A 25228-nucleotide genomic window follows, 5' to 3' on the forward strand; every position below is an offset into this window, starting at 1 on the left:
CGAGGTCCTTCGGCCAGTGATTCGGCATGCGTCCCGCTCCCAATATTGGTCTCGACCACTTGCGTGACCTGGGCGGGAGCCGAGGCCCGGAGAACCGGCCGTGGCGGCGCCGGCATCGGGCACCTCACCCCGCGCACCGGGTACGGTCGGAACTCCCGCCCCGGGGGACATCAGTCGCAGGCCCCCGGACCACCAGGCAGGACGCATGAACAGCACACCGCGCCCCGGCACCGCCGTGGCCGAACTGGCCGCCCTGGTAAGGGAGTTGCTGCCGTCGTGCGGGCCGGTACGGCTGGTCGGAGTGGACGGGCACGCGGGCTCCGGCAAGTCCACGTTCGCGGCCCGGCTCGCCGAGGCGCTGGGCGGGGCGCCGGTGCTGCACCTGGACGATCTGGCCACGCACGAGGAGTTCTTCGGCTGGACGGACCGGTTCGGCCGCCAGGTGCTCGACCCGTTCGCGCGCGGCGAGGCCGCGAGGTACGACCCGTACGACTGGCACCTGCGGCGCTTCGGGGCCGCGCGCGCCCTGGAGCCCGCGCCCGTGGTGCTGATCGAGGGCGTCGGGGCCGGACGCCGGGCGCTGCGGCCCTCGCTCGCCCTGCTCGTATGGATGGAGCTGGCCGCGGAATCCTCCTGGGAGCGGGGCCGGCGCCGCGACGGAATCGGACTCTCCGCTTTCTGGGACGACTGGACGGCGGCGGAGATGCGCCATTTCGCCGAGGACCCGTCGAGACCCTTCGCCGACACCTTGGTACGCCAGGTGCAGGAGGGGTACGAGTGGCTCCCGGGGCCCGATTCGGCACCTCGCGCGGATCGTTTCCTCACCCACAGTGACGACCTCGCCCCACCGGACTGAACAGTCGCAAAACAGCCCCCCGAGTGCCTCAACTCCGCTTGACCCAGGGGCCATACAGGTCTTACGTTCTCAATGTGCGGCTTTCCGAAGCCGCCGCGGACGCGAAGCCCCCGGTTGTTCCCCCGTGATCGGGGGCTTCGTTCTGCCCCTCGCCCCTCAACCGGGCCGTCACGCAGGGCATTTCACTCACCCTGCGTCACCACCGATGCTCCCCCCGCGCCCCCTTCGGCAGCGGGCCTTCCCGCAGGTACGATGCACATCGGTGCGGTCAACTCCCGTCAATTCCGTTGTGTGAATGGGCGGTTCAGCACGGGGCACGGTGGTGGGGGACGTGATGGACTTCGGCACTACGGGCGCACACGCCCCGGCCGATCTCGCCTGGCTGCGCGGTGTGGATGCGTACACCATGGGCGCGTATCCGCAGGCCGAGGAGGAGTTCCGCACGGCGGTGCGGCTCGATCCCTCGATGGCGGACGGCTGGCTCGGGCTGCACGCGCTGCGCGTGGACACGACGACCGCGCTGCTTCGCATGTACCGGCATCGCGAACGCTTCGGCGAACAGCGGGCAGGACACCGAAGGACGCTCAACTCCTGGTACTGGCTCGGCTGGTGGGTCCAGCCGGTCCTGGAGAGCCCCCGTGACCTGCTGCTCGCCCACGCCTCGCACTGGCTCGACGGGCGCCATGTCCCCGAGCTGGACCGGGCGTTGGCCGGGCTTCCCCCCGTCGACACCGATCCACAGGTGCGCTTCCTGCACGCCTGCCGCGCCTACCTGGTCAAGGACTGGGAGCAACTGGTGTGCCACACCGAGCCGTTGGTCGACGATCCGCTGCTCGGCATCGAGGCGGGCCTGTTCGGCGGGATGGCCCGGGTCCGCCTGGAGATGTTCGGCCAGGCCGAGCCACTGCTCTCGGCCGCCCTGATGCGCTGTCGCAGCGAACAGCCCCAGCGCAAGGAACTGCGCTACTGGCTGGCCCGCGCCCACGAGGGCACCGGCCGCTCCGCCGCGGCCCTCCCGCTGTACCGGGCGGTGCACCGGGTCGACCCGGCGTTCATGGACACCTCGGCGCGGCTCACCGCGATCACCGAGAACGACGGGTTCGACGGCTCGGAGGACTCCCCCGACCTGGCCGCGGTCGCCCTGTCCGGCTTCGGCGACACCGTGGAGGCGGAGGCCGAGGCCGCCCTCGGCGCGGATCAGCCCGAGGGCCGCGAGCTCCGGCTCGGCGGCGAGCCGCAGGCACCCCTGGCCGGTCCCCCGGAGGCCGCGCGCGACGGCGTACGACACAAGCCGGGCATTCCGGCGCAGGCCGGCCCCCCGCCGTTCCCGTCCGGGCCCACCGATCCCGTGTTGCTGGCCGAAGCCCTCGCCGAGCTGGAGCGGATGGTGGGGCTCGAACCGGTCAAGCGTCAGGTCAAGGCGCTGTCCGCGCAGCTCAACATGGCGCGGCTCAGGGCCAGTCAGGGCCTGCCGGTCCAGCCGCCGAAACGTCACTTTGTCTTCTCCGGCCCCAGCGGAACCGGCAAGACCACCGTAGCGCGCATCCTGGGCCGGGTCTTCTACGCGCTCGGACTGCTCGGCGGCGACCACCTCGTGGAGGCCCAACGAGCGGACCTGGTCGGCGAGTTCCTCGGCCAGACCGCCGTCAAGGCCAACGAGCTGATCGACTCGGCACTGGGCGGCGTGCTCTTCGTCGACGAGGCGTACTCGCTCTCCAACTCCGGCTACAGCAAGGGCGACGCGTACGGCGACGAGGCGCTCCAGGTGCTGCTCAAGCGCGCCGAGGACAACCGCGACCACCTGGTGGTGATCCTCGCCGGCTACCCCGAGGGCATGGACCGGCTGCTCGCCACCAATCCGGGGCTGTCCTCGCGGTTCACCACCCGCGTCGACTTCCCCTCCTACCGCCCCCTCGAACTCACCTCGATCGGCGAGGTGCTCGCCGGTGAGAACGGGGACGCCTGGGACGAGGAGGCACTTGAGGAGCTGCGCTCGATCAGCGGGCACGTCGTCGACCAGGGCTGGATCGACGAGCTCGGCAACGGCCGCTTCCTGCGCACCCTGTACGAGAAGAGCTGCGCCTACCGGGACCTGAGGCTGTCGATGTACCCGACGCTTCCGACCCGGGACGACCTGTCCACCCTGCGCCTGCCCGATCTGATGCAGGCGTACGGGGAGGTCCTGTCGGGTCGCGGCCCCGCTCGCCGCGACCCGCAGGATCCCCTCTAGCTATCCGGCCAGCGCCTGCTGGGCCTGTTCGCCGCGGGGCTCGGCCAGCCGGGCCAGCGGGGTGGGCTCCTCGCGGTGGGCGGGGTCGCGGACCTCGCCCACCAGCTTTTCGAGGACGTCCTCCATGGCGACCAGGCCGAGCACCCGGCCGGAGCCGTCGGCGACCTGGGCGAGGTGGGTCGCCGCGCGGCGCATCACGGTGAGGGCGTCGTCCAGGGGCAGTTCGGCCCGCAGGGTGGCGAGCGGCCGCCACAGCTGCTGCGGCACCGCGCGCTCCCGGTCCTCCACGTCGAGCACGTCCTTGACATGGAGGAAGCCCATGAAGGCGCCGCCCTCCGCGCACACCGGGAAGCGGGAGAATCCGGTGCGTACCGTCAGCTCCTCCAGCTCCCTCGGGGTCACCGAGCAGCCGACCGTGACCAGGGACGCCCGGTCGAGCAGGACGTCCGTCACCGGGCGGCTGCCCAGCTCAAGGGCGTCCTCCAGGCGTTCCTGCGCCTCGGGTTCCAGGAGCCCGGCCTGGCCGGAGTCCTCGACGAGGCGGCCGAGCTGGACGCTGGTGAAGACGGCCTCCACCTCGTCCTTCGGCTCGACCCGGAACAGCTTCAGGATGAGCCGCGCGCAGGCCCCGAGCGCGATCGTCACCGGCTTGCAGACCCGGGCGAAGGCGACCAGGCCCGGGCTGAACCAGAGCGCGGTCTTCTCCGGTGCCGCCATCGCCAGGTTCTTCGGGACCATCTCGCCGATGACGAGGTGGAGCGAGACCACCACGGCGAGCGCGATGACATAGCCGAGCGGGTGGACGAGGCCCTCGGGGATCCGGGCCGCCTGGAAGACGGGCTCCAGGAGCCGCGCCACGGTCGGCTCGGCGACCGCGCCGAGCGTCAACGAGCAGATGGTGATGCCGAATTGGGCGGCGGCCATCATCTGGGGCAGGTTCTCCAGGCCGTGCAGCACCTGGCGGGCCCGCGCGGAGGCCGCGGCCAGCGGTTCGATCTGGCTGCGGCGTACGGAGACGAGCGCGAACTCGGCGCCGACGAAGAAGCCGTTGGCCAGCACGAGCAGCAGCGCGAAGAGAAGCTGGAGCAGGCTCATCGGGCCGCCTCCAGGGCCGGCGCGTCGGCCGACCGCACGAAGCGGACCCGCTCGGCGCGGTACCGCTCGACCCGGCGGACCTGGATCCGCCAGCCGGGCAGCTCGACCCGGTCGCCGGGGACCGGGATCCGGCCGAGCAGGTCGGCGACCAGTCCCGCGACGGTCTCGTACGGGCCCTCGGGGGCTTCGAGGCCTATCCGGCCGAGCGAGAGGACGCGGCAGCTGCCGTCGGCCTCCCAGGCGGGCCGGCCGTCCTCGCCCGCCACCACGGCGAGTTCGGGCCGGGCGGCGTCCGCGCCGTCGTGCTCGTCGCGGACCTCGCCGACGAGCTCCTCGATGATGTCCTCAAGGGTGACCACGCCGGCCGTGCCCCCGTACTCGTCGACGACGACGGCTATCGGCTGTTCGCTGCGCAGCCGCTCCAGGAGCTGCTGCACGGGCAGCGTCTGAGGCACGAGCAGCGGCGGCACGGCGATCAGGCCGACCGCGGTGCGCAGCCGCTCCGGCGGCCGGACGGCGAGCGCGTCCTTGAGGTGGACCATGCCGACGACCTCGTCGATCCGCTCCCGGTAGACCGGGAAGCGGGACAGGCCCGTGGCCCGGGTGAGGTTGAGGACGTCGGCGGCGGTGGCCGTGGTCTGCAGGGCGCTGACCTTGACGCGCGGGGTCATCACGTTCTCGGCCGTGAGGTGGCCGAGCGAGAGGGTCCGCACGAAGAGGTCGGCGGTGTCCTGTTCCAGGGCTCCGGCCCGCGCCGAGTGCTTGACCAGGGAGACCAGTTCGCCGGGCGTGCGGGCGGAGGCCAGCTCATCGGCGGGCTCCACGCCGAGCGCCCGCACCAGGCGGTTGGCGACCGTGTTGAGCAGGGCGATGACCGGGCGGAAGAGCCGCGAGAAGCGGTCCTGCGGTCCGGCCACGAAGCGGGCCACCTGGAGCGGCTTGGAGACCGCCCAGTTCTTCGGGACGAGCTCGCCGATCACCATTTGCACGGCGGCGGCGAGCAGCATGCCGAGGACGACGCTGATGCCGGAGACGGCGCCCGCCGGAAGCCCGGTGGCACCGATCGGCCCGTCGAGCAGGTCGGCGAGCGCGGGCTCGGCGAGCATGCCCACGACCAGCGAGGTGATGGTGATGCCGAGCTGGGTGCCGGAGAGCTGGAAGGACAGCTCGCGCAGGGCGCGCACCACGGCGTTGGCCCTGCGGTCGCCGTCGGCGGCGGCGCGCTCGGCGTCCGGCCGGTCGACGGTGACCAGGCCGAACTCGGCCGCCACGAAGAAGCCGTTGGCGAGGATCAGAAGGAATGCCGCGAAGAGCAGCACAAGCGTGATGGTCATGCCGCCGCCTCCTGGGAGGGGGCGGCGCAGGTACTACCGGACGATCCGTCCATTGCTGGAGGGAGTCACTCCTCGGGTCGCTGGTGCCCCGCGGCCGATGACGCTGGCCCGTGTGCGGGGCGGGGCGCACTCGGCGCCGCCGACATCAGGGTAATCAAGATGCTGCCAGGTGGGGCAGGGGGCTCAGCCGTTGTCGCGCGTCGCACCGGGTGAATCGGCACCCGTGCCGTGGGTTTCGGCGAGCGCGCGCAGCGCCTTGGCGTCGCGGATGGCCCGCGCCTTGCCGATGCCGGGCTGGATGCCGAGCACGGGCAGGCTGGTGCCGTCGCTGAGGTCGAGGAAGACCCAGGGGTCGCCGGGGCGCAGGTTCACCCGGAGGATCTCCGCCCAGGCGAGGCGGCGCCTCGCGGTGAGGTTGACGACGGTGACGCCCGTGTCGTCGGCGACGACCTTGGGCCGGCTGAGCAGCACGAGGACCCCGGCGAACAGTGCCGCCATCAGGATGAAGCTGCCCCGCTCGCCCCCGCTCAGGGTCTCCAGGAGCAGCGACATCACCGTCATGGCGACGAACATGGCGGCCGCGCTGGTCAGCAGGACGGCCCGGGTGCGGGTCGGCCTGAAGGTGACCGGCAGGGCAGGAGTGTGGGGCGCGGGGGCGGACACGGTGTCGTTCGCTTTCGTCGCTGTCTTCTTCGGCGCTGTCTTCGGCCGGCCGGTCAGAGGCGGCAGGCGTGGATGGCCGTGGTGAGGATCGCGCGGGCGCCCAGCTCGTACAGGTCGTCCATGACCCGCTGGGAGTCCTTGGCGGGGACCATCGAGCGGACGGCGACCCAGCCCTCGTTGTGCAGCGGGGAGATCGTCGGCGACTCCAGGCCCGGCGTGAGCGCCACGGCCCGCTCCAGGTGCTCGGCGCGGCAGTCGTAGTCCATCATCACGTAGCTGCGGGCGACCAGGACGCCCTGGAGGCGGCGCAGGAACTGCTGCACCTTGGGGTCGTCCGCGTCGGCGCCGGTGCGGCGGATGACGACCGCCTCCGACTTCATGATCGGCTCGCCGATGACTTCGAGGCCCGCGTTGCGCAGCGAGGTGCCGGTCTCGACGACGTCCGCGATGACCTGGGCGACGCCCAGCTCGATGGCGGTCTCGACGGCGCCGTCCAGGTGGACGACGGAGGCGTCGACCCCGTTGTCCGCGAGGTGCTTGGCGACGATGCCCTCGTAGGAGGTGGCGATCGTCATGCCGCCGAAGTCGGCGATGCCGCTCGCGGTGCCGGGCTTGGTGGCGTAGCGGAAGGTGGAGCGGGCGAAGCCAAGCGGCAGGATCGCCTCGGCGTTGGCGCCGGAGTCGACCAGGAGGTCCTGGCCGGTGATGCCGATGTCGAGCTTGCCCGCGGACACGTAGATCGCGATGTCCTTGGGGCGCAGGTAGAAGAACTCGACCTCGTTGACGGGGTCGACGAGGACGAGCTCCTTCGACTCCTTGCGCATCTGGTAGCCGGCCTCATGGAGCATCGCCGACGCAGGTCCGGACAGTGAACCCTTGTTGGGAACGGCGATGCGCAGCATGAGGTCAGCTTCCTTCTTGTGCGGGGTGGTGTGGAATGCGGGCGGGCTCAGAGGTGGGCGTAGACGTCGTCGAGGGAGATCCCGCGCGCGACCATCATCACCTGGACGTGGTACAGCAACTGCGAGATCTCCTCGGCGGCGGCTTCCTTGCCCTCGTACTCGGCGGCCATCCAGACTTCGGCGGCCTCCTCGACGACCTTCTTGCCGATGGCATGCACGCCCTGGTCCACCAGCTCGGCGGTGCGGGAGGTGGAGGGGTCGCCGTTGGCGGCCTTGAGCTGGAGCTCGGTGAAGAGCTCTTCGAAACTCTTGGAGGGTTTGTTCGCCATGATGCTTCTTAGAGTAGAGGGTGGGCCCGGTCGCTCAGCGCCAGGGTTCGCTGACCGTGCGCAGCGTGGCGGCGGTGGCCACGGCGGCGGTGACCGCTTCATGACCCTTGTCCTCGTTCGACCCTTCGAGGCCGGCCCGGTCCAGGGCCTGCTCCTCGGTGTCACAGGTCAGCACGCCGAACCCGATGGGTACGCCGGTGTCGACACTGACCTGGGTGAGGCCGTTGGTGACACCCTGGCACACGTACTCGAAGTGCGGGGTACCGCCCCTGATGACTACGCCAAGTGCGACGACGGCATCGTAGCCGCGACCTGCCAGGACCTTCGCCACGACGGGCAGTTCGAAGCTGCCGGGGACGCGCAGCAGCGTCGGCTCGTCGATGCCGAGTTCGTGCAGGGCGCGCAGGGCGCCGTCGACGAGTCCGTCCATCACCTTCTCGTGCCACTGTGCCGCGACCACGGCGACACGGAGGTCCCCGCAGTTGCGTACGGACAGTTCGGGTGCGCCCTTGCCACTCACGTGCTCTCCTCAGGTGTTTCCGGTGTGCTTACTGGGTTACTGGTTGCCGCAGGCGGACATCGGCGTCGATGCCGCGTCCAGCCACGGAAGGTCGTGCCCCATGCGGTCCCGCTTGGTGCGCAGGTAGCTCAGGTTGTGCTCGCCCGCCTGGACGGGCATGGGCTCGCGCCCCGACACCTTCAGGCCGTGCCGTACCAGCGCGGTGATCTTGTCGGGGTTGTTGGTCATGAGCCGCAGGCTGCGCACGCCGAGATCGGCGAGGATCTGGGCGCCGGCCGCGTAGTCGCGGGCGTCGGCGGGCAGGCCCAGCTCCAGGTTGGCGTCGAGCGTGTCGCGGCCGCGCTCCTGGAGTTCGTACGCGCGCAGCTTGGAAAGGAGGCCGATGCCGCGGCCCTCGTGGCCGCGCAGGTAGACCACGACGCCGCGGCCGGCCTCGGTGATGCGTTCCATGGAGGCCTGGAGCTGGGGGCCGCAGTCGCAGCGCAGCGAGGAGAAGATGTCGCCGGTCAGGCACTCGGAGTGGACCCGGACCAGGACGTCCTCGCCGTCGCCGATGTCGCCGTGGACCAGGGCGACGTGCTCGACGCCGTCGACGGTGGAGCGGTAGCCGTACGCGGTGAACTCACCTGCGGCAGTGGGGAGTTGGACCTCGGCCTCGCGGCGCACGGTCGGCTCGGCGGAGCGCCGGTAGGCGATCAGGTCCTCGATGGAGATGATCGTCAGGCCGTGCTTGCGGGCGAACGGTACGAGCTCCGGGAGGCGCAGCATGACGCCGTCCTCGCCCGCGATCTCGACGATGGCGCCGGCCGGGGCGAGCCCGGCGAGCCGGGCGAGGTCGACCGCGGCCTCGGTGTGGCCGTTGCGCACCAGCACGCCGCCGGGCTTGGCGCGCAGCGGGAAGATGTGGCCGGGGCGTACGAAGTCGCCGGAGGCGGAGCGGCCGTCGGCGAGCAGGCGCAGCGTGGTGGCGCGGTCGGCGGCGGAGATGCCGGTGCTCACGCCGTGCTCGGCGCTCGCGTCGACGGAGACGGTGAAGGCGGTCTTCATCGACTCGGTGTTGTGGTCGACCATCTGCGGCAGGTCGAGCCGGTCGAGGTCCTCGCCCTCCATGGGCGCGCAGATCAGGCCGCGGCACTCGCTCATCATGAACGCGACGATCTCGGGCGTGGCCTTCTCGGCGGCGACGACGAGGTCGCCCTCGTTCTCGCGGTCCTCGTCGTCGACGACGACCACGGGCCGGCCGGCCGCGATGTCGCGGATGGCCTGCTCGACGGGGTCGAGGGAGAGGTCCTCTCGGTTGTCGGTGGAGTACCAGGTGGGTGCGTGCGTGGTCATGCCGTCGCTCCTTCCAGGACGGGCTTGACGCTCGTGCGCGAGCGCAGCCACCAGTCGCGCATGCCCCACAGGACGAGCGCGCCGTATATGACGTAGACGAAGCCGGAGAAGGCGTATCCGTTGGCGAAGTTGAGGGGGACGCCGACGACGTCGACGAGCAGCCAGGCGAACCAGAACTCGACCATGCCGCGGGCCTGGGCGAACATCGCGACGATGGTGCCGACGAAGACGTAGGCGTCGGGCCACGGGTCCCACGAGAGGGCCGGGTAGGCGGTGAACAGGGCCGCTACGGCGACCGTGCCGAGGGCGGCGCCGCCGAGCAGGAAGGCCCGCTCGCGCCAGGTGGCGAACCGTACGGCGATGGAGCCGTCCTGCGCCTGCTGCCGGCCCCGGCTCCAGGCGAGCCAGCCGCCCGCGGCCACGACCATCACGACGACCTGCTTGCCCGCGCTGCCGGAGAGGTGTCCGGCGGCGAAGGCCACGAACAGGATGAGGCCCGACACGAACTGGGCGGGCCAGGTCCATATGGACCGGCGCCAGCCGAGCGCGAGGGCTGCCAGACCGATCGTGTTGCCGATCATGTCCGACCACTTGATGTGCTGCCCGAGGACCGTGAAGGCCTCGCCGTTCAGCCAGTTCACCGCGCTCACTTCTCGTTCCCCCCGTGGCTCGCGCCGAGCAGCCGCTCGACGTACTTGGCGATGACGTCGACCTCCAGGTTGACCGGGTCGCCGGGCTGTTTGATGCCGAGCGTGGTCAGCGCGAGGGTGGTCGGGATGAGACTGATGGTGAAGTAGTCGGCGGCGGCCTCAACGACCGTGAGGCTGACGCCGTCCACGGTGATGGAGCCCTTCTCCACGACGTACTTGGAGAGGTCACCGGGAAGGGCGATCTTGACGATCTCCCAGTTCTCCGAGGGGGTGCGTGAGAGCACCGTGCCGGTGCCGTCGACGTGGCCCTGGACGATGTGCCCGCCGAGGCGGCCGCCGACGGCCATGGGCCGCTCCAGGTTGACCCGGGAGCCGACGTCCAGGGCGCCGAGGCTGGAGCGCTTCAGCGTCTCGTCCATCACGTCGGCGGTGAACTCGCCGTCGCCGAACTCCACGACGGTCAGACACACGCCGTTGACGGCGATCGAGTCGCCGTGTGCGGCGCCCTCGGTGACGACGGGGCCGCGCAGGCGGAAGCGGGAGGCGTCACCGAGGTTCTCGATGGCGGTGACTTCGCCCAGCTCTTCGACGATTCCGGTGAACACGTTCAGCGCTCCTTGGCGAGAGGGGTGGCGGTGATGCGCAGATCGGGGCCGATGCGCACGGTCTCGGTGATGTCGAGCCGCAACGCCTCGGTGATGGTGGAGATTCCTGCTCCGGCGAGCGCGGTGGGCCCGGCGCCGAGCAGGGCGGGTGCGAGGTAGCCGACGACCCTGTCGACGGCGCCCGCGGCGACGAAGGCCCCGGCCAGGGTCGGGCCGCCTTCGAGGAGTACGGAGCGCACGCCGCGCGCGTGGAGGGCGGCGAGCAGTGCCGGGATGTCAAGACCGGTGGCGGCGCGCGGCATGCGCAGGACCGCCGCTTGGGGCAGGTGGGCCGCGTCGGCGTCCTCGGCGACCGCGATCAGGGTGGGCGCGGCGTCGTCGAGGATGCGGGCGCCGGGCTTGACGGCGGTGGCGTTGGTGTCGACTGCCACGCGCAGGGGCTGAGTTGAGCCGTCGATGCCGCGGACCGCGAGGTGCGGGTCGTCGGTGCGGGCGGTGCCGGAGCCCACGACCACGGCGTCGCACTCGGCGCGCAGCCGGTGGACGTCGGCGCGGGCCTCGGCGGAGGTGATCCAGCGGCTGGTGCCGTCCTCGGCGGCGGTCCGGCCGTCGAGGGTCGCCGCGTACTTCCAGGTGACGTGCGGGCGGCCGAGCCGTACGGAGGTGAGCCAGGCGGTGTTGACGGCCTCGGCCTCGTCCGCGAGGAGGCCCTGCTCGGCCCGGACGCCGGCCGCGCGCAGGGTGTCGGCGCCGCCGGTGGCCTGGGGGTTTGGATCGCCGACCGCGTAGAAGACGCGGGTGACGCCGGCCGCGATGAGCGCCTGGGCACAGGGGCCGGTGCGGCCGGTGTGGTTGCAGGGTTCGAGGCTGACGTACGCGGTGCCGCCACGGGCACGCTCGCCTGCGGCTTCGAGGGCGTGGACCTCGGCGTGCGGGCCGCCGGCCCGCTGGTGGAAGCCCTCGCCGACGACCGTGCCGCGGGCATCGGTGATGACGCACCCGACGACCGGGTTGGGGCTGGTGGAGCCGAGTCCGCGCGCGGCGAGCTCAATGGCTCGGCGCATGGCGTCTGCGTCGGCTGCGGTGGCCACCGGGTCCTCCTGCCTCTTCGGGCACGGACTCCGGGGTCTGTCGATGACGACAGAGAGCGGGAAAACAGACCATCGCGCACAGCTCACGCCACGGCCGAAAGAGACCGGTGCCTTGGACGGCGACCGGTAACAGACGGCCGGCGCGACCGTGGAACGGTCCGCCCGCCGCGCACTGCCTCCCATCCGGACTTTCACCGTCGGTCCAGGAATTTCACCTGGTCAACCGGCCGCTGGATGCGGACGGGTCGCGGACTATTACCGCCGGTTCGGAATTACACCGACCCCGGAGTGCGCTGCTGCTGGTACAGGGCCAGTGTGCCACGCCCGATCGGAGGCCATGTGGGTCGATGGATGTGGGCTGGCTCACAGGATGGCCGGATTCGAGCCGCCCTCCAGACGGGAGCCCCTGGCACCCCAGGGGCCGGACCTTCCTTTTGGTCCATACCCATTGACCGTACTGGTCTAGTCCTCTTAATCTCTGCGTCACCTCCGAGGAGAGGCCCGCCGGTCCGCTCCCCGCCCCATACGCCCGGCGGCGGTCTCCAGGCCCTTGGCCGCCGTCGGGCTCCGAAACCTGAGACGCCGTCACGCTTTCGGTGCGAAGAGGTCGTCCTGGGCCGCGTCCCGCGCAGTCAGCAGGGCGCCGCTCAAAACCGCGCCGTCGCCCAGTTCGCTCGGTCTCACCTCGGTGGCGAGGGGGGTCAGGGCGGCCAGGGCGCGCTGTACGCGACTCGCGAGCAACTGGCCGCCCGCGTGGCCCAGTTCGCCGCCAAGGACGATCAGGCCGGGGTCGAGGACCGCGACCACGCCCGCCGCTCCGATCGCGAGCCGCTCGGCCAGCGCGTCGAGGAAGGGCCCGTCGGCGTCCCGTACGGCCTCTTCCGCACTGCCTGCCCTGCCGTGCGCGGCGGCGAGGCGGGACACCGCGCCCGCGTGCACCAGCGCGTGGAAGCCGCCGTCGCAACCGGTCGCGGACGGCAGGCCGCCGGTGCCGGGCACCGGCATGAACCCGATCTCGCCCGCGCCGCCCGAGGCGCCCCTGCGCAGCTTCCCGTCCAGGACGACGGCCGCGCCGATGCCCTGCCCGAGCCACAGCAGCACGAAGGTGTCCTGCCCGCGGGCCGCGCCGAGCCGCTGCTCGGCCACGGCGGCCAGGTTGGTCTCGTTCTCGACGAGCACGGCGGCGGGCAGACGTCCGGCCAGGACGCGGACGAGTTCGCGGTGCCAGGCGGGCAGCCCGCTGGTGTCGCGCAGCTCGCCGCTCGCCGGGTCGACGAGGCCGGGCGCGCCGATCCCGACGCTGTGCAGCCGCTCGGCGCCCGCCTCCTTGGCGGTGCGTTCAAGAAGCGCCACGGCCTGCTCGACGGCGGGCCCCGTCCCGGCCTCCGGTTCGATCGGCAGGGTCGCCTCGGCCAGCGTCACGCCCAGCAGATCGGCGACGGCGAGGGACACACTGTGGGTGCGGACGTCCAGGGCCGCGAGATGGGCCCGGTCGGCGACGATCGCGTACAGGCGCGCGTTGGGGCCGCGCCGCTCGGCACCCGACTCCCCCACCACGTGGACCAGGCCGGAGCCCTGGAGGCGCTCGACGAGGTCGGCGACGGTGGGCCGGGAGAGTCCGGTGAGGTTCTTGAGCTGGCCTGCCGTCAACGGGCCCTCGTCCTGGAGGAGGCGCAGGGCGAGCCGGTCGTTGATGGCCCGGGCGGTGCTCGGGGATGCGGGCATGCCGGGAATCCTTCCAGATCACCGAAGGCGGGTTGCGACCGCTTCTATTTATCAGGCAGGGTTCCTGATAGTTTACGCCGCGGCGGCGGGAGGCCGCCCACGAGGGAGGGAATCCGCTCGATGACAGCCGAACTGGCTCTGGATCCACGGCAGTTGAGGCGGACGCGGCTCGCGATCGCCGCGGTGTTCTGTGTGCACGGCGCGGTGACCGGCAACTTCGCCACCCGGGTCCCCTGGATCCAGGAGCACGCCGGGGTGTCCGCCGGGCAGCTCGGCCTCGCCCTCGCCTTCCCGGCGATCGGCTCGTCCCTGCTGATGCCGCTGTCCGGCGCCGTCACCCACCGGTTCGGAGCGCGGGGTGCGCTGCGCGGGCTGCTCGCGCTGTGGACGCTGGCCCTGGCGCTGCCCGCGCTCGCGCCGAACGTCTACACGCTGTGCGCGGCCCTCTTCGCGTACGGAGCGAGCGCGGGCATGGCGGACGTGGCGATGAACGCGCTCGGCGTGGAGACCGAGAACCGGCTCGGCCGCTCGATCATGTCCTCGCTGCACGGCATGTGGAGCGTGGGCGCGCTGATCGGCTCGGCGGCCGGGACGCTCGCCGCGCACCTCGGGGCCGACGCGCGGCTGCACCACACGGTGGCCGCCGCCGTGCTGACCCTGCTCGGCCTGGCCGCCTGCCAGGGCGTGCTCGATCTGCGCAGCGCCCCTGACGAGGCGCCCCCGCCGCGATTCGCGCTGCCGCCCAAGTCGGCGCTCGTCATCGGCATGGTGGGGTTCTGCGCGGTGTTCGCCGAGGGCGCGAGCCTCGACTGGTCGGCGGTCTATCTGCGTGACGTACTGGACGCTTCGGCGGGCACGGCCGCCGCCTGCACCACCGCGTTCACGCTGACCATGGCGGCGGCCCGGCTCGCGGGCGACAAGGGCGTGGACCGCTTCGGCGCCGTGCGTACGGTGCGCGGCGGAGGCATCCTGGCCACGCTGGGCGGTCTGCTCGTGGTGGTGGCGCCGGGCCCGGCGGTGGCGATGGCCGGGTTCGGCCTGATGGGCCTGGGCGTGGCGGTCGTCGTGCCGCTCGCGTTCGCGGCGGCGGGGCGCAGCGGCCCCAACCCGAGCCAGGCCATCGCGGGGGTCGCGACCATCACGTACACCTCGGGCCTGGTGGCCCCCTCCGCGATCGGCGGGATCGCCGATCTGACCTCGCTGGTGGTGTCGTTCGGCCTGGTGACCGTGCTCGGGCTCGGCCTGGTGGCGGGGGCGCGGGTCCTGCGGGCGGGCGCCCGGCCCCGTGAGGCGGTGGACGCGGCGCCGGTCCGCCAGGTCTGAACCGGCGCCGCGCAGCCGCCCGGGTCAGCCGGCGATGGAGTCGAGCTGTTCGGCGGCGGGACGCAGGGCCCACAGGTCGCCGCCGGGCGGCGCCTGGAGCCGCGGCACGGCCGCCCGCGCGTCCTCGTCCCCGGCGTCGGCCGCGGCGTGGACGACGTCGCTCGCCGCGTACCGGTAGAACTCCAGCTCCGGATGCGGCCAGGCGGCGGCCCCGGTGGCCGCGGGCAACAGGTAGCGCACGGCCTTGAACAGGCCCTGTCCCCGGGGTCCTTGATATGCCCACAGGTCGACGCCGATCTGCTTGCCGATGGCGGCGAGCCGGGTGTAGGCGACGAGGTCGAAGGTCGAGTAGTGCCAGCTCCGGGTCCTGGCCAGCTCCTGCGGCTGACTGCCGTCGGCCGCGATCTGCGGGTCGATGCGCCGCTTCTCGGCGCCGAGGACGGTCCGTCGGGCCAGGTCCCTGTTTCCGGTGGCCAGGGCGAGGGCGGCGATCTGGAGGTCCTGGAAGGTGCCGTGGTTGTTCTGGGCCGCCGACTCCTCCTTGCCGAACGCCGAATTCACCTCCCAGTTCAGGAACTTCTTGTTCCAGTCGAGCATTGAGGCGTGATCGCTCGCCGTCCAGCCGGGCGCCCCGGTTTCCAGGATCGCGACCGCGTCCAGGACGCTGGAGTACTGCTGCGAGAAGTCGATGATGCCGATGGCCCGGCCGTCGTACTTGCAGGGGATGAACTGCCCGTGGTTCAGGTTCGGATTCATCCGCGTCGCCGGGTCGAGGAACCAGGTGCGCAGGATGTCCGAGGCGTGCTCGGCGTACTGCTTCTCACCGGTGTAGTACCAGGCCAGGCTGAGGCTGGTGACCGAGTTGAAGACCTTGCCGAGGTCGGGCCGGTCGGTGCCGGAGTCGACCTCGGGATTGCGCTGGCCGTCCTTCTGGACGTAGGGGCAGCCCCACGGGTTGTCGGCGGTCTTCGGCTGGGAGGGCCACCAGTAGGGGGCCTGGCTGAGGTAGTCGTGCGGATCGCCGCCCGGGGCCGGCTTCGGCTTGTCGACGACCGTCCAGGGGCCCTGGGCGAGCCAGCCGTCGGCGGTTGCCGTCAACTTCCTTACGGCATCGCGCAGTTGGGCGTCCCCGTGGCCGAGCCGCCGCTTGGCGTCCTGGAGGCGCTTGCCGTCCAGGACCACGGTGTGGGGCGCCTCGGCGGCGGCCGGAGCGGCGTACGAGGTGGCGGGTATCAGCGCGGAGGCGACCGCCACCGCGAGGGACAGCAAGGCGACGAGCCCACGGCGGGGTCTTCCGCTCATCGGGCACTCCCATCGAGTCGGATGTCGATTCGGGCCTGCGAGGTGTAGCTACTCGGGCATGTACGTGAATGGCATTCATGAACGAGACCGTGTGAGCGTAGGGCCCGCTGTTCCGGCTGACAATGCCCCAGGCGCGGATTCACGGATGGGACCTTCGGCCCGGCCGCTCTGGTGAGTGGCGCCCGTGATCCGGCATTAATATTTGGCCTGATCTTTTCGAGACTTTTCGCATCACCGACCCCAACAGACGAACTGGAGCGACCCATGCGCCTCGGCGTGCGCTGGACCCTGCACGGCGACGGGCGGACCCCCGCTCCAGGAGCCGTCGTACGCCCCGACGAACGGCTCTCCTGGCCGCGCACGATCGGCCTCGGCGCGCAGCACGTGGTCGCGATGTTCGGCGCCTCGTTCGTCGCGCCCGTGCTGATGGGCCTCGACCCCAACCTCGCGATCATGATGTCCGGCATCGCGACGGTCATCTTCCTGCTCGCCACCAAGGGCCGGGTGCCCAGCTACCTCGGCTGCTCGCTCTCCTTCGTCGGCGTCGCCGCGGCGATCCGGGCCACCGGAGGCACCAGCGCCACCGTCACCGGCGCGGTCTTCGTCGTGGGCGTGGTGCTGTTCTTCGCGGGCCTCGCGGTGCAGCGGTTCGGCGCGCGGATCATCCACGCCGCGATGCCGCCCATCGTCACGGGCGCCGTCGTCATGCTGATCGGCTTCAACCTGGCGCCGGTCACCGCCTCCACGTACTGGCCCCAGGACCAGTGGACGGCGCTCATGGTGATGCTGTTCACCGGTCTGGCCGTGGTCTGCCTGCGCGGTTTCTGGTCCCGGATCGCGATCTTCCTCGGCCTGATCTTCGGGTACGGCATCTCCTGGCTGCTCGACCGCGTCTTCGGGAAGATCCACTCGGTGCACGGCGGCGCGGAGGCCGTGGACCACTGGCGCCTGGACCTCTCGGGCGTGGGCAAGGCCGACTGGATCGGGCTGCCGAGCTTCCACGCGCCGAGCTTCGAGTGGTCGGCGATCCTCGTCGCCCTGCCCGTCGTCATCGCCCTGATCGCCGAGAACGCGGGCCACGTCAAGGCCGTCGGCGAGATGACCGGCACCGACCTCGACGACAAGCTGGGCACCGCGATCGCCGCCGACGGCGCCGCCTCCATGCTGTCGACCGCGGTGGGCGGCCCGCCCAACACCACGTACTCCGAGAACATCGGCGTGATGGCCGCGACCCGCGTCTACTCGACCGCCGCCTACTGGGCCGCCGCCGGATTCGCGCTGCTCTTCGGCGTGTGCCCCAAGTTCGGCGCGGTCGTCGCGGCGATCCCGGGCGGCGTGCTCGGCGGCATCACCGTCATCCTGTACGGCATGATCGGCCTGCTCGGCGCGCAGATCTGGATCAACGCGAAGGTCGATCTGCGCAACCCGCTGAACCTGGTGCCGGCCGCCGCGGGCATCATCATCGGCATCGGCAATGTCAGCCTGAAGTTCACCGACAACTTCCAGCTCAGCGGCATCGCACTCGGCACGATCGTGGTCATCACCGGTTACCACGTGCTGCGCGCGCTCGCCCCGGCCCACCTCAAGCAGCAGGAGCCGCTGCTGGATTCGGGCACGTCGTCGTACGAGAACGACCAGGCGTAGCTCCCGCGCCGTAGGGGCAGCGGGCTCCCGAGCCACGGTTCATCCGTTCCGGTCAAGCCCCCTTACGGCGGTGCTCGGGGCGGCGGCGGGCTGGGACGCTGCCTCCATGACGCAGACCGGATGGACGCCAACGGGATCGCCGCGGACCGGACACCTCGCGCACACTCACCGGTCCGCCGCGCCGCTGGACCCCGTGGTCCGGCGGATGCGCGCGCTGCGGGCCGATCTGCCGGCCCGGGACGGCATCGCGGTCTTCAACCGTGTCTACCTGACGGTGACCGAGGAGATCTCCCGGCTCATCGCGCACGACGGCTTCGCCGACCCGCGGGCCGCGGCCACCCTCGACGTGCTCTTCGCCGAGCGCTATCTCGCGGCCGTGGAGGCGGCTTCGGCGGGCCGGCGTCCACCGGGCTGCTGGCGTCCGCTGTTCCAGTACCGGCGCCATCCGGGCGTGCGGCCGCTGCAGTTCGCGCTGGCCGGGATCAACGCGCACATCGGGCACGACCTGACGCTCGCCGTGGTGGACAGCTGCCGGACCCTCGGCTGTGAACCCGCCCTCCTGGAGCGGGACTTCGACCGGGTCGGCGACACGCTGGCACTCCTGGAGGAGCGGATCCGCGAGGAACTCATGCCGGGGCCCGACCTCTTCGAGGTGGCCGATCCGATGACCCACCTCCTTGCGTCGTGGAGTCTGGACCGGGCGCGGGACGCCTCCTGGTCCGCGGCGAAAGTCCTGTGGCAGTTGCGGGAACTTCCGGGCCTGGCCCAGGAGTTCACTGATCGGTTGGACGCGGGCGTGGGTCTGGTGACCCGATGTCTGCTGACACCGCTTTCGGTTCCCGACTGAGGAGCGCTCCATGGCAATCCGGCTCGGACTCGGCCTTCCGCAGATGAGGCAGTACGACCTCGGCCACGATGTGCCCGCGGTGGCGCGCGCGGCCGAGGAGATCGGTTTCGAGAGCCTGTGGGTCTTCGAGCGGGTGCTGTTCCCCGAGCCCGCCACCCAGGGTCTGTACGGGGTCGAGGGCCTGCCCTGGCCCGACATCTACCGCTCGGTCGCCGACCCGCTGATCACCCTCACGCTGGCGGCCGCCGCGACCGAGCGGGCCCGGCTCGGTACCAGCGTCCTGGTCGCTCCGCTGCACATACCCTTCCAACTGGCGCGCTCGCTGGCCTCGTTGGATGCGGCGAGCGGCGGCCGGGTCGTCGCCGGGCTCGGCACGGGCTGGTCGCACGACGAGTACGCGGCGGCGGGCGTGGCGCCCTTCGAGCAGCGCGGCAAGGTCCTCGACGAGCTGCTCGACGTGTGCGCGGCGGTGTGGGGCCCCGACCCGGTCTCCTACCAGGGCGGGCTGACGACGATCGCCCCCTCCGTCGTCGGCCCCAAGCCGGCCCGCCCGATCCCGGTCTACCTCCCGGCGATGAGCCCGAGGTCGGCGCGCCGCCTGGTGGACCGCGCGGACGGCTGGCTGCCCGCGACCCAGGGCGTCGCCCAGCTCACCGAGGAGTGGACGAGGCTGAAGGACCTGGCCGAGGAGCGCGGCAGGACCCGCCCCATCGAGGTGTGCCTCCGCGTCAACACCCGCTACACGGCGAAGCCGTACGAAGGCGCGGACCGGCCCCCGTTCACGGGCAGCGCGCCGCAAATAGTGGAGGACCTGGCCGCACACGCCATCGAGGGCGTCGGCGAGTTCCTCCTGGACCTGCAGGGCTCGGCGCGGGATGCGGAGGAGCTGAAGGACGTGGCGGCGGAGGTGTACCAGCTGGCTCGGGCGGCGGGGTTGTAACCGCTGAGAGGGTTGCTGAGGGGGTTGCGGCCCAACCCCCTCAGCCCAAGGGCGTGCTCAGTCCTCGGGAAGCTCGACCGGGGCGATCGAGTCGTACAGGTCACCCGGCCCCGGGTTGGTCGAGTCGGTCGTGCCGCCGAAGTGGTGCATCACGCCCCACACCGCGTTCAGCGCGGTCTGCACCGCGCCCTCGGCCCACCCGGCCGTCCAGGAGATGTCGTCGCCCGCGAGGAAGATGCCCCGCTTGTCCTCGGGCAGCGAGTCCTGCATGAAGTGGGTGAAGAGCCGGCGCTGGTAGCGGTAGTGCCCGGGCAGGTTGGCCTTGAACGCGCCCATGAAGTACGGCTCGTTCTCCCAGGAGACCGTCACCGGGTTGCCGATGATGTGGCCCCGGATGTCGACCTTCGGGTAGATCTCGCCGAGCGACTTGAGCATGACCTCCATGCGCTCGCTCGCCGACAGCGGCAGCCACTTCAGGCTGTCGTCGCACCAGGTGTAGGAGAGGCAGATGACGGCGGGCTTGTCCGGCCCGTTGTCCAGGAGGTAGGTGCCGCGCGTCATGCGGTCGGTGAGCGTCATCGACATGACGTCCCGGCCCGTCTCTTCGTCCTTGTCGAGCCAGAACGGCCGGTCGACCGGCACGAACAGCTTGGAGGACTCCATGTAGTGGGTGCGCTCCATCGCCGTCCAGTGGTCGATCGGGAAGAGCGAGTCGTCACAGGCGATCTTGGAGAGCAGCATCCAGGACTGGGCGGTGAAGATCGCCGCACGGTAGGTGCGGATGTCGCCGTCCGCGTCCGTCACCGTGATGCGGTTGCCCGCGGTGCGGTGCAGGCGGGTCACGGCCGGCTTGGGCGTCCCCTCGTGCAGCGAGGAGAGCGAGGTGCCGGGCGCCCAGTGCACGAGCTTCTCCGGCTCGCGCTCCCACAGGCGCAGCGGCAGCTGCTGGGAGCCGCCGACGATGCCGCGGTGGTGGTCGTCGGCCTCGGTGTAGACGACGCGCAGGATCTCCAGGATGGAGTTCGGGAAGTCGGTGTCCCAGCCACCGGTGCCGAAGCCGACCTGGCCGAAGATCTCGCGGTGCCGGAAGGACTTGAAGGCCTCCGACTCGCAGAGGAAGCCGTAGAAGGTCTGGTTGTCGAGCTTGTCGACGAGCTTCGCCCAGATCTCGCGGATGCGCGGGATGTCGCGCTCACGGATCGCCTGGTTCATGTCGGTGAAGTCGGCGCCCTCTTCGAGACAGGCGTTCCACGCGTCCATGACCTCGCGGTACACGGGCGGCAGCTCGTCGACGGACGTCGCGTAGTGGGACTCGCCCTTGAGGTCGACGACCGTCGAGGGGGTGTCCGGCGCGAGCGGGTTCGGGAACGGCTTGGTCTCCAGGCCCACCAGGTCGATGTAGTGCTGGAGCGCGGTCGAGCACGGGGGGAACCGCATGGCGCCCATCTCGGCGGTGAGCTCGGGGTCGCAGCCCGGGAAGCCGACGGTGCGCAGCCGGCCGCCGATCTGGTCGGCCTCGTACACGACGGGCTTGAGGCCCATCTTCATCAGCTCGTACGCGGCGACGATGCCGGAGAGGCCACCGCCGATGACCGCGACCTCCGCGCCGTGCTCGGTCGCGGGTATCTGGCCGAGCCCGGCCGGGTGCGCGAGGAAGTCGTCGTACGCGTAGGGGAAGTCCGGCCCGAACATCGTGACGGGCGGCTGCTCGTCGATGTGCTGGACGGCGGTGGGCACCGTGGACGTCATGGGGTACGGACTCCTTGCACAGTACGGAAGTTGAGGGGCTCGGGGCCTCGGGACCCAGGGCTCGGGGGATCGGAGCTCGGGGCTCAGGACATGTGGCTCAGGGCTCAGACGAGGGAGGCGTAGAGGCCGGGGCGGCGGTCGCGCAGGTACGGGTTGTTCGCGCGCGAGGCGGCCAGGAACTCGGGGTCGACGTCGCCGACGACCAGTTCGGTGCCCCGTCCGGCGCGGGCCCGCGCGGCGCCGTCGGGGCCCGCCAGGCAGCTGAGCCCGACGAACTCGAACTCGCCCTCCGGACCGGTCCGGTTGACGTACGCGACGTACAGCTGGTTCTCGAAGGCGCGGACCGGCACGACGGACTCGGCGACGAACTGGAAGGGGTGCATCTGCGCGGTGGGCACCAGGAGCAGGTCGGTGCCGGCCAGGGCGTGCGCCCGTACGTTCTCCGGGAACTCCACGTCATAGCAGATCATCATGCCGACGCGGAGGCCGTTCAGCTCGGCCTGGACGACCGGCTCGTCACCCGGCGTGAACGCCTCCTGCTCGAAGCAGCCGAAGAGGTGGGTCTTGCGGTAGTTCGCGAGGCGGCTGCCGTCGGGGCCGATGAGCTGGGCCGCGTTGTAGACGGTGTCGCCGTCGCGCTCGGGGTAGCCGTAGACGACGGCCAGGCCGTGGCGGACCGCGATGTCGGCGATGGCCTGCGCGGAGGGGCCGTCGGCGGCCTCGGCGAGCTCCGCCACGTCGTCGCCGATGGCGTACCCGGTGAGGAACAGCTCGGGGCAGACGATCAGCCCGGCGCCGGTCTCCGCCGCCCGTCCGGCCGCCTCGTCCAGCACCTTCAGATTCGCGGCGACGTCGGAGAGACGGCCGGAGCTCTGGAGCAGGGCGGTGCGCAACGGCGGCATGGGCAGTCCTCGGCAGGGGCGGAAGTGCAGGGTGGGGTCACTAGACGGTACGTTCCGCCGTTCGGCCCGGACAAGGCGCCACCGTTGCGCGCCGCCGCATGATTCATTGCGCGTGATCAGCGATCGGCGGCGATTCGTTGCGCCGCGTTGACGCCGCCCTTACGCCTCAGGTCCTGGGTGCGCTTCCCCCGCGCGGGGGAAGCGGTCCACCCCACGGTGTGATGTGCCGGGCCGCCGGGCGCGGAAGGCTGGTCATGCCCGGAACGGCCGGGCCACCGCATCTCACGACCGTACGGAAGGTCCTGCCATGCCCCGCATCGCGTTCGCCCCCACCCGCACCCGTGTCCTCGCCCTCGGCGTGGCCCTGCTCATCGCCGCCGTGGTCACCGGAGGGGCGACGGCCGCCGGGAACGGAGCCGACGGCCATTCGCCCAGGGAAGCCGCGGCGCTGACCGGCACCGCGAAGCTGTACCGGCCGGCCGGGGACGACATCACGTTCAGCTTCGACGCCCATCTGGCGGCCAAGGACACCATGGACCCGGAGGCGGCGTACGGCACGTTCTCCTTCAGGCACGTCTTCCCGAACGGGACGTCCGGCTGGGCGAAGGCGAAGGTGGACTGCCTGGTGACGGGCGGGAAGGTCGCGGTGGTCACCGGCGTCGTGACCGACTCGGACACTCCGTTCAAGGGCAAGCGGGTCGGCGTCACGGTGAACGACGCGGGCACGCACGACCGGCTCGGCTACAGCTGGATAGGCAAGGACTCCGAGACGCAGCGGTTGCCGAAGTGCATGAGCTCGGCGCCCTTCGAGAAGGTCAAGGAAGGGACCGGCGACTTCAAGGTGCTGCCGTGGCAGCCGATATACGAGCAGCCCAAGGGCTAGGCGGTTCTGGCGCACCGCGCCGACCCACGCCCGAAGGGCTACGCGGGCGAGCCGGACGTATAGCGCCGCAGCAGAGGCGAGAGCACCAGCACCGACTTGGTCCGCTCCACGTACGGCTCGCCCGCGATCCGCTCAAGGACCCGCTCGAAGTGCCGCATGTCGGAGGCGAAGACCTGGACGATCGCGTCCGCCTCACCGGTGACGGTGGAGGCGGACGCGACCTCGGGGTACCGCTCAAGCCCGCGCTTGATCGCGTCGGGCGAGGTGTTGCGACGGCAGTAGATCTCGATGAACCCCTCGGTCTCCCAGCCGAGGGCCGCCGGGTCCACGCGGACGGTGAACCCGGTGATGGCGCCCTCGGCCCGCAGCCGGTCCACGCGCCGCTTGACGGCGGGCGCGGACAGGCCGATCAGCGAGCCGATGTCGGCGTAGGAGCGCCGGGCGTCTTCGGCGAGCGCGTGGACGATGCGTTCATCGAGGTCATTCAGTCGCACTGCGGGTGGATCACTTCTGTGAGGCGGTGGCCAGCCTGGAACGGCGGTAGCCGTAAGCGAAGTAGATCACGAGACCGGCGGCCATCCAGTATCCGAAGTACTCCCAGGTGACCCCGGACAGGTTCCACATGAGGTAGCCGCAGGTGGCGAAGCCGAGGATCGGGACGACCCAGCCGAGCGGCACCCGGAAGGTGCGCGGCATGTCGGGGCGGGTCACGCGCAGGATGACGACGGCCACGTTGACCAGCGCGAAGGCGAAGAGCGTGCCGATGCTGGTGGCGTCGGCGAGGTTGCCGAGCGGCACGGCCGCGGCCAGCACGCCGCAGAACAGCGACACGGCGATGGTGTTGGCGACGGGCGTTCCGCTGCGCGGGCTGACCTTGGCGAACACCTTGGGCACCAGACCGTCGCGGGACATCGCGAAGAGGATGCGGGTCTGGCCGTAGAGCACGGTCAGGACGACGCTCGCGATCGCGATCACGGCGCAGGCCGCGAGCAGGGTGGCCCAGAAGGAGTGCCCGGTGACGTCCTTCATGATCCCGGCGAGCGCCGCCTCCGAGCCCTCGAACTGCTTCCAGGGGCGGGCGCCGACGGCGACGAAGGCGACAAGCACGTACAGCGCGGTGACGATGACCAGCGAGAGCATGATCGCGCGCGGCAGGTCCTTCTTGGGGTTCTTCGCCTCTTCACCGGCCGTGGAGGCCGCGTCGAAGCCGATGTAGGAGAAGAACAGCGACGAGGCGGCCCCGCTCACTCCGGCCGTGCCCATCGGCATGAAGTTGGAGTAGTTGCCCGACTTGAAGCCCATGAAGCCGATGACGCAGAACAGCACCAGGGCGGCGATCTTCACTCCGACCATGATCGTGTTGATGCGGGCGGACTCGCGGGCGCCGCCGAGCAGCAGGCCCATCGCGAGGACGACGACGATCAGCGCGGGGAGGTTGAATATCCCGCCCTCGCCGGGCGGCGCGGACAGCGCGTCGGGGATGGTGACGCCGATCGTGCCGTCCAGGAACTCATTGAGGTACTGCCCCCAGCCGACGGCGACCGCCGCCACCGAGACGCCGTATTCCAGGATCAGGCACCAGCCGCAGATCCAGGCGACGAGTTCGCCGAGCGTTGCGTAAGCGTACGAATACGAAGAGCCCGCGACCGGGATGGAGCCCGCGAGCTCCGCGTAGGAAAGCGCGGAGAAGAGTGCCGTGAGGCCAGCGAGTACGAAGGAGATCGTGACGGCGGGTCCGGCCTTGGGGACGGCCTCTCCGAGCACCACGAAAATGCCGGTGCCGAGCGTCGCACCGATGCTGATCATGGTCAGCTGCCACATGCCGAGCGACCGCTTCAGCGAGCCGCCCTCACCCTGGCCGCCTTCCGCGACCAGCGTTTCTACCGGCTTGCGCCGCATCAGACCGCGACCGGGGTGCGGGCCCCCGGCGGCGGGGGCATCGGTCGAGGGTGGCGCTGCGCCGTGATCCAACACTGAGGTGGCTCCTTATCGCTGCCAATCGGCGGCAGGTGACCGCGACGGCCCGGCCTTCCCGCACAAAGGGATATTTCGGGCAGCATGGAGCCTTCCCGTGGCCGGTTCCGCCGAGCAGGCGATCCCCGCCACTCCACGTACGGCGAGAACCTTATGGGTTTCCGCTTCCCGGTCGTAATGCAGCAACCTTGCGCATCGGCGGTTGATCATTGCGCGCAAGAGCGACGGATGGGTGTTTGTTGCACATCAACGTTCGATCCGTGCGCAAGCCCTGCTCAGGGGCCTGTTCACAGCCCTGTCCAGTGGTCCTGGTCACGGGGCTGCCTTGA

At 71.2% G+C, this 25228-nt stretch carries 23 protein-coding genes and 1 riboswitch; of the genes, 7 read left to right on the forward strand and 16 right to left on the reverse strand.

Annotated features, from left to right (window positions below):
* The first annotated feature begins 205 nt into the window (after window positions 1-205).
* Together ADK54_RS06000 and ADK54_RS06005 are read left to right on the forward strand one after the other, a co-directional pair.
* Complete coding sequence (locus ADK54_RS06000) at window positions 206-856, forward strand: uridine kinase family protein (RefSeq protein WP_078966154.1); 651 nt, start codon at window positions 206-208, stop codon at window positions 854-856.
* 334 nt (window positions 857-1190) lie between these two features.
* Window positions 1191-3086, forward strand: coding sequence for an AAA family ATPase (locus tag ADK54_RS06005; RefSeq protein WP_053724467.1), 1896 nt, complete (start codon window positions 1191-1193; stop codon window positions 3084-3086).
* On the opposite strand, the gene ADK54_RS06010 is transcribed toward ADK54_RS06005, so the two are convergent.
* The 11 genes from ADK54_RS06010 to ADK54_RS06060 all read right to left on the reverse strand — a co-directional run bounded on the left by ADK54_RS06010 (window position 3087) and on the right by ADK54_RS06060 (window position 13335).
* A complete protein-coding gene (locus ADK54_RS06010; protein ID WP_053724468.1) occupies window positions 3087-4181 on the reverse strand; it encodes a hemolysin family protein in 1095 nt (364 codons plus the stop codon).
* Window positions 4178-5515 (reverse strand): hemolysin family protein, encoded by a 1338-nt coding sequence (locus ADK54_RS06015; protein ID WP_053724469.1) that lies wholly within the window; start codon window positions 5513-5515, stop codon window positions 4178-4180. The genes ADK54_RS06010 and ADK54_RS06015 overlap by 4 nt, the downstream gene beginning before the upstream one ends.
* A 183-nt stretch (window positions 5516-5698) precedes the next feature.
* Window positions 5699-6178: a PH domain-containing protein gene (locus ADK54_RS06020; RefSeq protein WP_053724470.1), complete on the reverse strand. Its 480-nt coding sequence runs from the start codon at window positions 6176-6178 to the stop codon at window positions 5699-5701.
* Between the two features lie 53 nt (window positions 6179-6231).
* On the reverse strand, window positions 6232-7080 hold the full coding sequence (gene hisG / locus ADK54_RS06025) for an ATP phosphoribosyltransferase (protein WP_053724471.1): 849 nt from the start codon (window positions 7078-7080) through the stop codon (window positions 6232-6234).
* Window positions 7081-7127: 47 nt separating this feature from the next.
* Entirely contained in the window at window positions 7128-7409 is a 282-nt protein-coding gene (locus ADK54_RS06030; protein ID WP_053724472.1) for a phosphoribosyl-ATP diphosphatase, read from the reverse strand.
* 34 nt (window positions 7410-7443) lie between these two features.
* The gene (ribH, locus tag ADK54_RS06035; protein ID WP_053724473.1) at window positions 7444-7929 is read right to left on the reverse strand and encodes a 6,7-dimethyl-8-ribityllumazine synthase; all 486 of its coding nucleotides are present in this window, start codon (window positions 7927-7929) and stop codon (window positions 7444-7446) included.
* Window positions 7930-7965: 36 nt separating this feature from the next.
* A complete protein-coding gene (locus tag ADK54_RS06040; RefSeq protein ID WP_053724474.1) occupies window positions 7966-9264 on the reverse strand; it encodes a bifunctional 3,4-dihydroxy-2-butanone-4-phosphate synthase/GTP cyclohydrolase II in 1299 nt (432 codons plus the stop codon).
* The gene (pnuC, locus tag ADK54_RS06045) at window positions 9261-9905 is read right to left on the reverse strand and encodes a nicotinamide riboside transporter PnuC (protein WP_053724526.1); all 645 of its coding nucleotides are present in this window, start codon (window positions 9903-9905) and stop codon (window positions 9261-9263) included. The genes ADK54_RS06040 and pnuC overlap by 4 nt, the downstream gene beginning before the upstream one ends.
* A 5-nt stretch (window positions 9906-9910) precedes the next feature.
* Window positions 9911-10519 (reverse strand): riboflavin synthase, encoded by a 609-nt coding sequence (locus ADK54_RS06050; protein ID WP_053724475.1) that lies wholly within the window; start codon window positions 10517-10519, stop codon window positions 9911-9913.
* Between the two features lie 2 nt (window positions 10520-10521).
* Window positions 10522-11610: a bifunctional diaminohydroxyphosphoribosylaminopyrimidine deaminase/5-amino-6-(5-phosphoribosylamino)uracil reductase RibD gene (gene ribD, locus ADK54_RS06055; RefSeq protein ID WP_053724476.1), complete on the reverse strand. Its 1089-nt coding sequence runs from the start codon at window positions 11608-11610 to the stop codon at window positions 10522-10524.
* Window positions 11611-11775: 165 nt separating this feature from the next.
* Window positions 11776-11906, reverse strand: a riboswitch (FMN riboswitch).
* Between the two features lie 289 nt (window positions 11907-12195).
* A complete protein-coding gene (locus ADK54_RS06060) occupies window positions 12196-13335 on the reverse strand; it encodes an ROK family transcriptional regulator (RefSeq protein WP_053724477.1) in 1140 nt (379 codons plus the stop codon).
* A 120-nt stretch (window positions 13336-13455) separates the two neighbouring features.
* Here ADK54_RS06060 and ADK54_RS06065 point away from each other — a divergent pair, with 120 nt between their 5' ends.
* Window positions 13456-14658, forward strand: a complete 1203-nt coding sequence (locus ADK54_RS06065) for an MFS transporter (RefSeq protein WP_053724478.1) — start codon at window positions 13456-13458, stop codon at window positions 14656-14658.
* 24 nt (window positions 14659-14682) lie between these two features.
* Here the strand turns inward: ADK54_RS06065 and ADK54_RS06070 are convergent, their stop codons facing one another.
* Window positions 14683-15960: an alginate lyase family protein gene (locus ADK54_RS06070; RefSeq protein ID WP_053724479.1), complete on the reverse strand. Its 1278-nt coding sequence runs from the start codon at window positions 15958-15960 to the stop codon at window positions 14683-14685.
* 264 nt (window positions 15961-16224) lie between these two features.
* Here ADK54_RS06070 and ADK54_RS06075 point away from each other — a divergent pair, with 264 nt between their 5' ends.
* The 3 genes from ADK54_RS06075 (at window position 16225) to ADK54_RS06085 (ending at window position 19391) form a co-directional block, all read left to right on the forward strand.
* The gene (locus tag ADK54_RS06075; protein ID WP_053724480.1) at window positions 16225-17604 is read left to right on the forward strand and encodes a uracil-xanthine permease family protein; all 1380 of its coding nucleotides are present in this window, start codon (window positions 16225-16227) and stop codon (window positions 17602-17604) included.
* A gap of 106 nt (window positions 17605-17710) precedes the next feature.
* Complete coding sequence (locus ADK54_RS06080; protein WP_267886980.1) at window positions 17711-18451, forward strand: DUF5995 family protein; 741 nt, start codon at window positions 17711-17713, stop codon at window positions 18449-18451.
* Between the two features lie 10 nt (window positions 18452-18461).
* A complete protein-coding gene (locus ADK54_RS06085) occupies window positions 18462-19391 on the forward strand; it encodes an LLM class F420-dependent oxidoreductase (RefSeq protein ID WP_053724481.1) in 930 nt (309 codons plus the stop codon).
* A 57-nt stretch (window positions 19392-19448) separates the two neighbouring features.
* Here ADK54_RS06085 and ADK54_RS06090 read toward each other — a convergent pair whose 3' ends face one another.
* Together ADK54_RS06090 and ADK54_RS06095 are read right to left on the reverse strand one after the other, a co-directional pair.
* Complete coding sequence (locus ADK54_RS06090; RefSeq protein ID WP_053724482.1) at window positions 19449-21140, reverse strand: flavin monoamine oxidase family protein; 1692 nt, start codon at window positions 21138-21140, stop codon at window positions 19449-19451.
* A 104-nt stretch (window positions 21141-21244) separates the two neighbouring features.
* Window positions 21245-22042: a carbon-nitrogen hydrolase family protein gene (locus ADK54_RS06095; RefSeq protein WP_053724483.1), complete on the reverse strand. Its 798-nt coding sequence runs from the start codon at window positions 22040-22042 to the stop codon at window positions 21245-21247.
* 307 nt (window positions 22043-22349) lie between these two features.
* Here ADK54_RS06095 and ADK54_RS06100 point away from each other — a divergent pair, with 307 nt between their 5' ends.
* Window positions 22350-22925, forward strand: a complete 576-nt coding sequence (locus tag ADK54_RS06100) for a hypothetical protein (RefSeq protein WP_053724484.1) — start codon at window positions 22350-22352, stop codon at window positions 22923-22925.
* A 38-nt stretch (window positions 22926-22963) separates the two neighbouring features.
* On the opposite strand, the gene ADK54_RS06105 is transcribed toward ADK54_RS06100, so the two are convergent.
* Both ADK54_RS06105 and ADK54_RS06110 read right to left on the reverse strand, forming a co-directional pair.
* Window positions 22964-23419, reverse strand: a complete 456-nt coding sequence (locus ADK54_RS06105) for an Lrp/AsnC family transcriptional regulator (protein ID WP_053724485.1) — start codon at window positions 23417-23419, stop codon at window positions 22964-22966.
* A 10-nt stretch (window positions 23420-23429) separates the two neighbouring features.
* The gene (locus ADK54_RS06110; protein WP_053724486.1) at window positions 23430-24899 is read right to left on the reverse strand and encodes an amino acid permease; all 1470 of its coding nucleotides are present in this window, start codon (window positions 24897-24899) and stop codon (window positions 23430-23432) included.
* Window positions 24900-25228: the final 329 nt, after the last annotated feature.

It is taken from the genome of Streptomyces sp. WM6378 (assembly GCF_001279695.1).
In the GTDB taxonomy this organism is placed as follows: Bacteria; Actinomycetota; Actinomycetes; order Streptomycetales; family Streptomycetaceae; genus Streptomyces.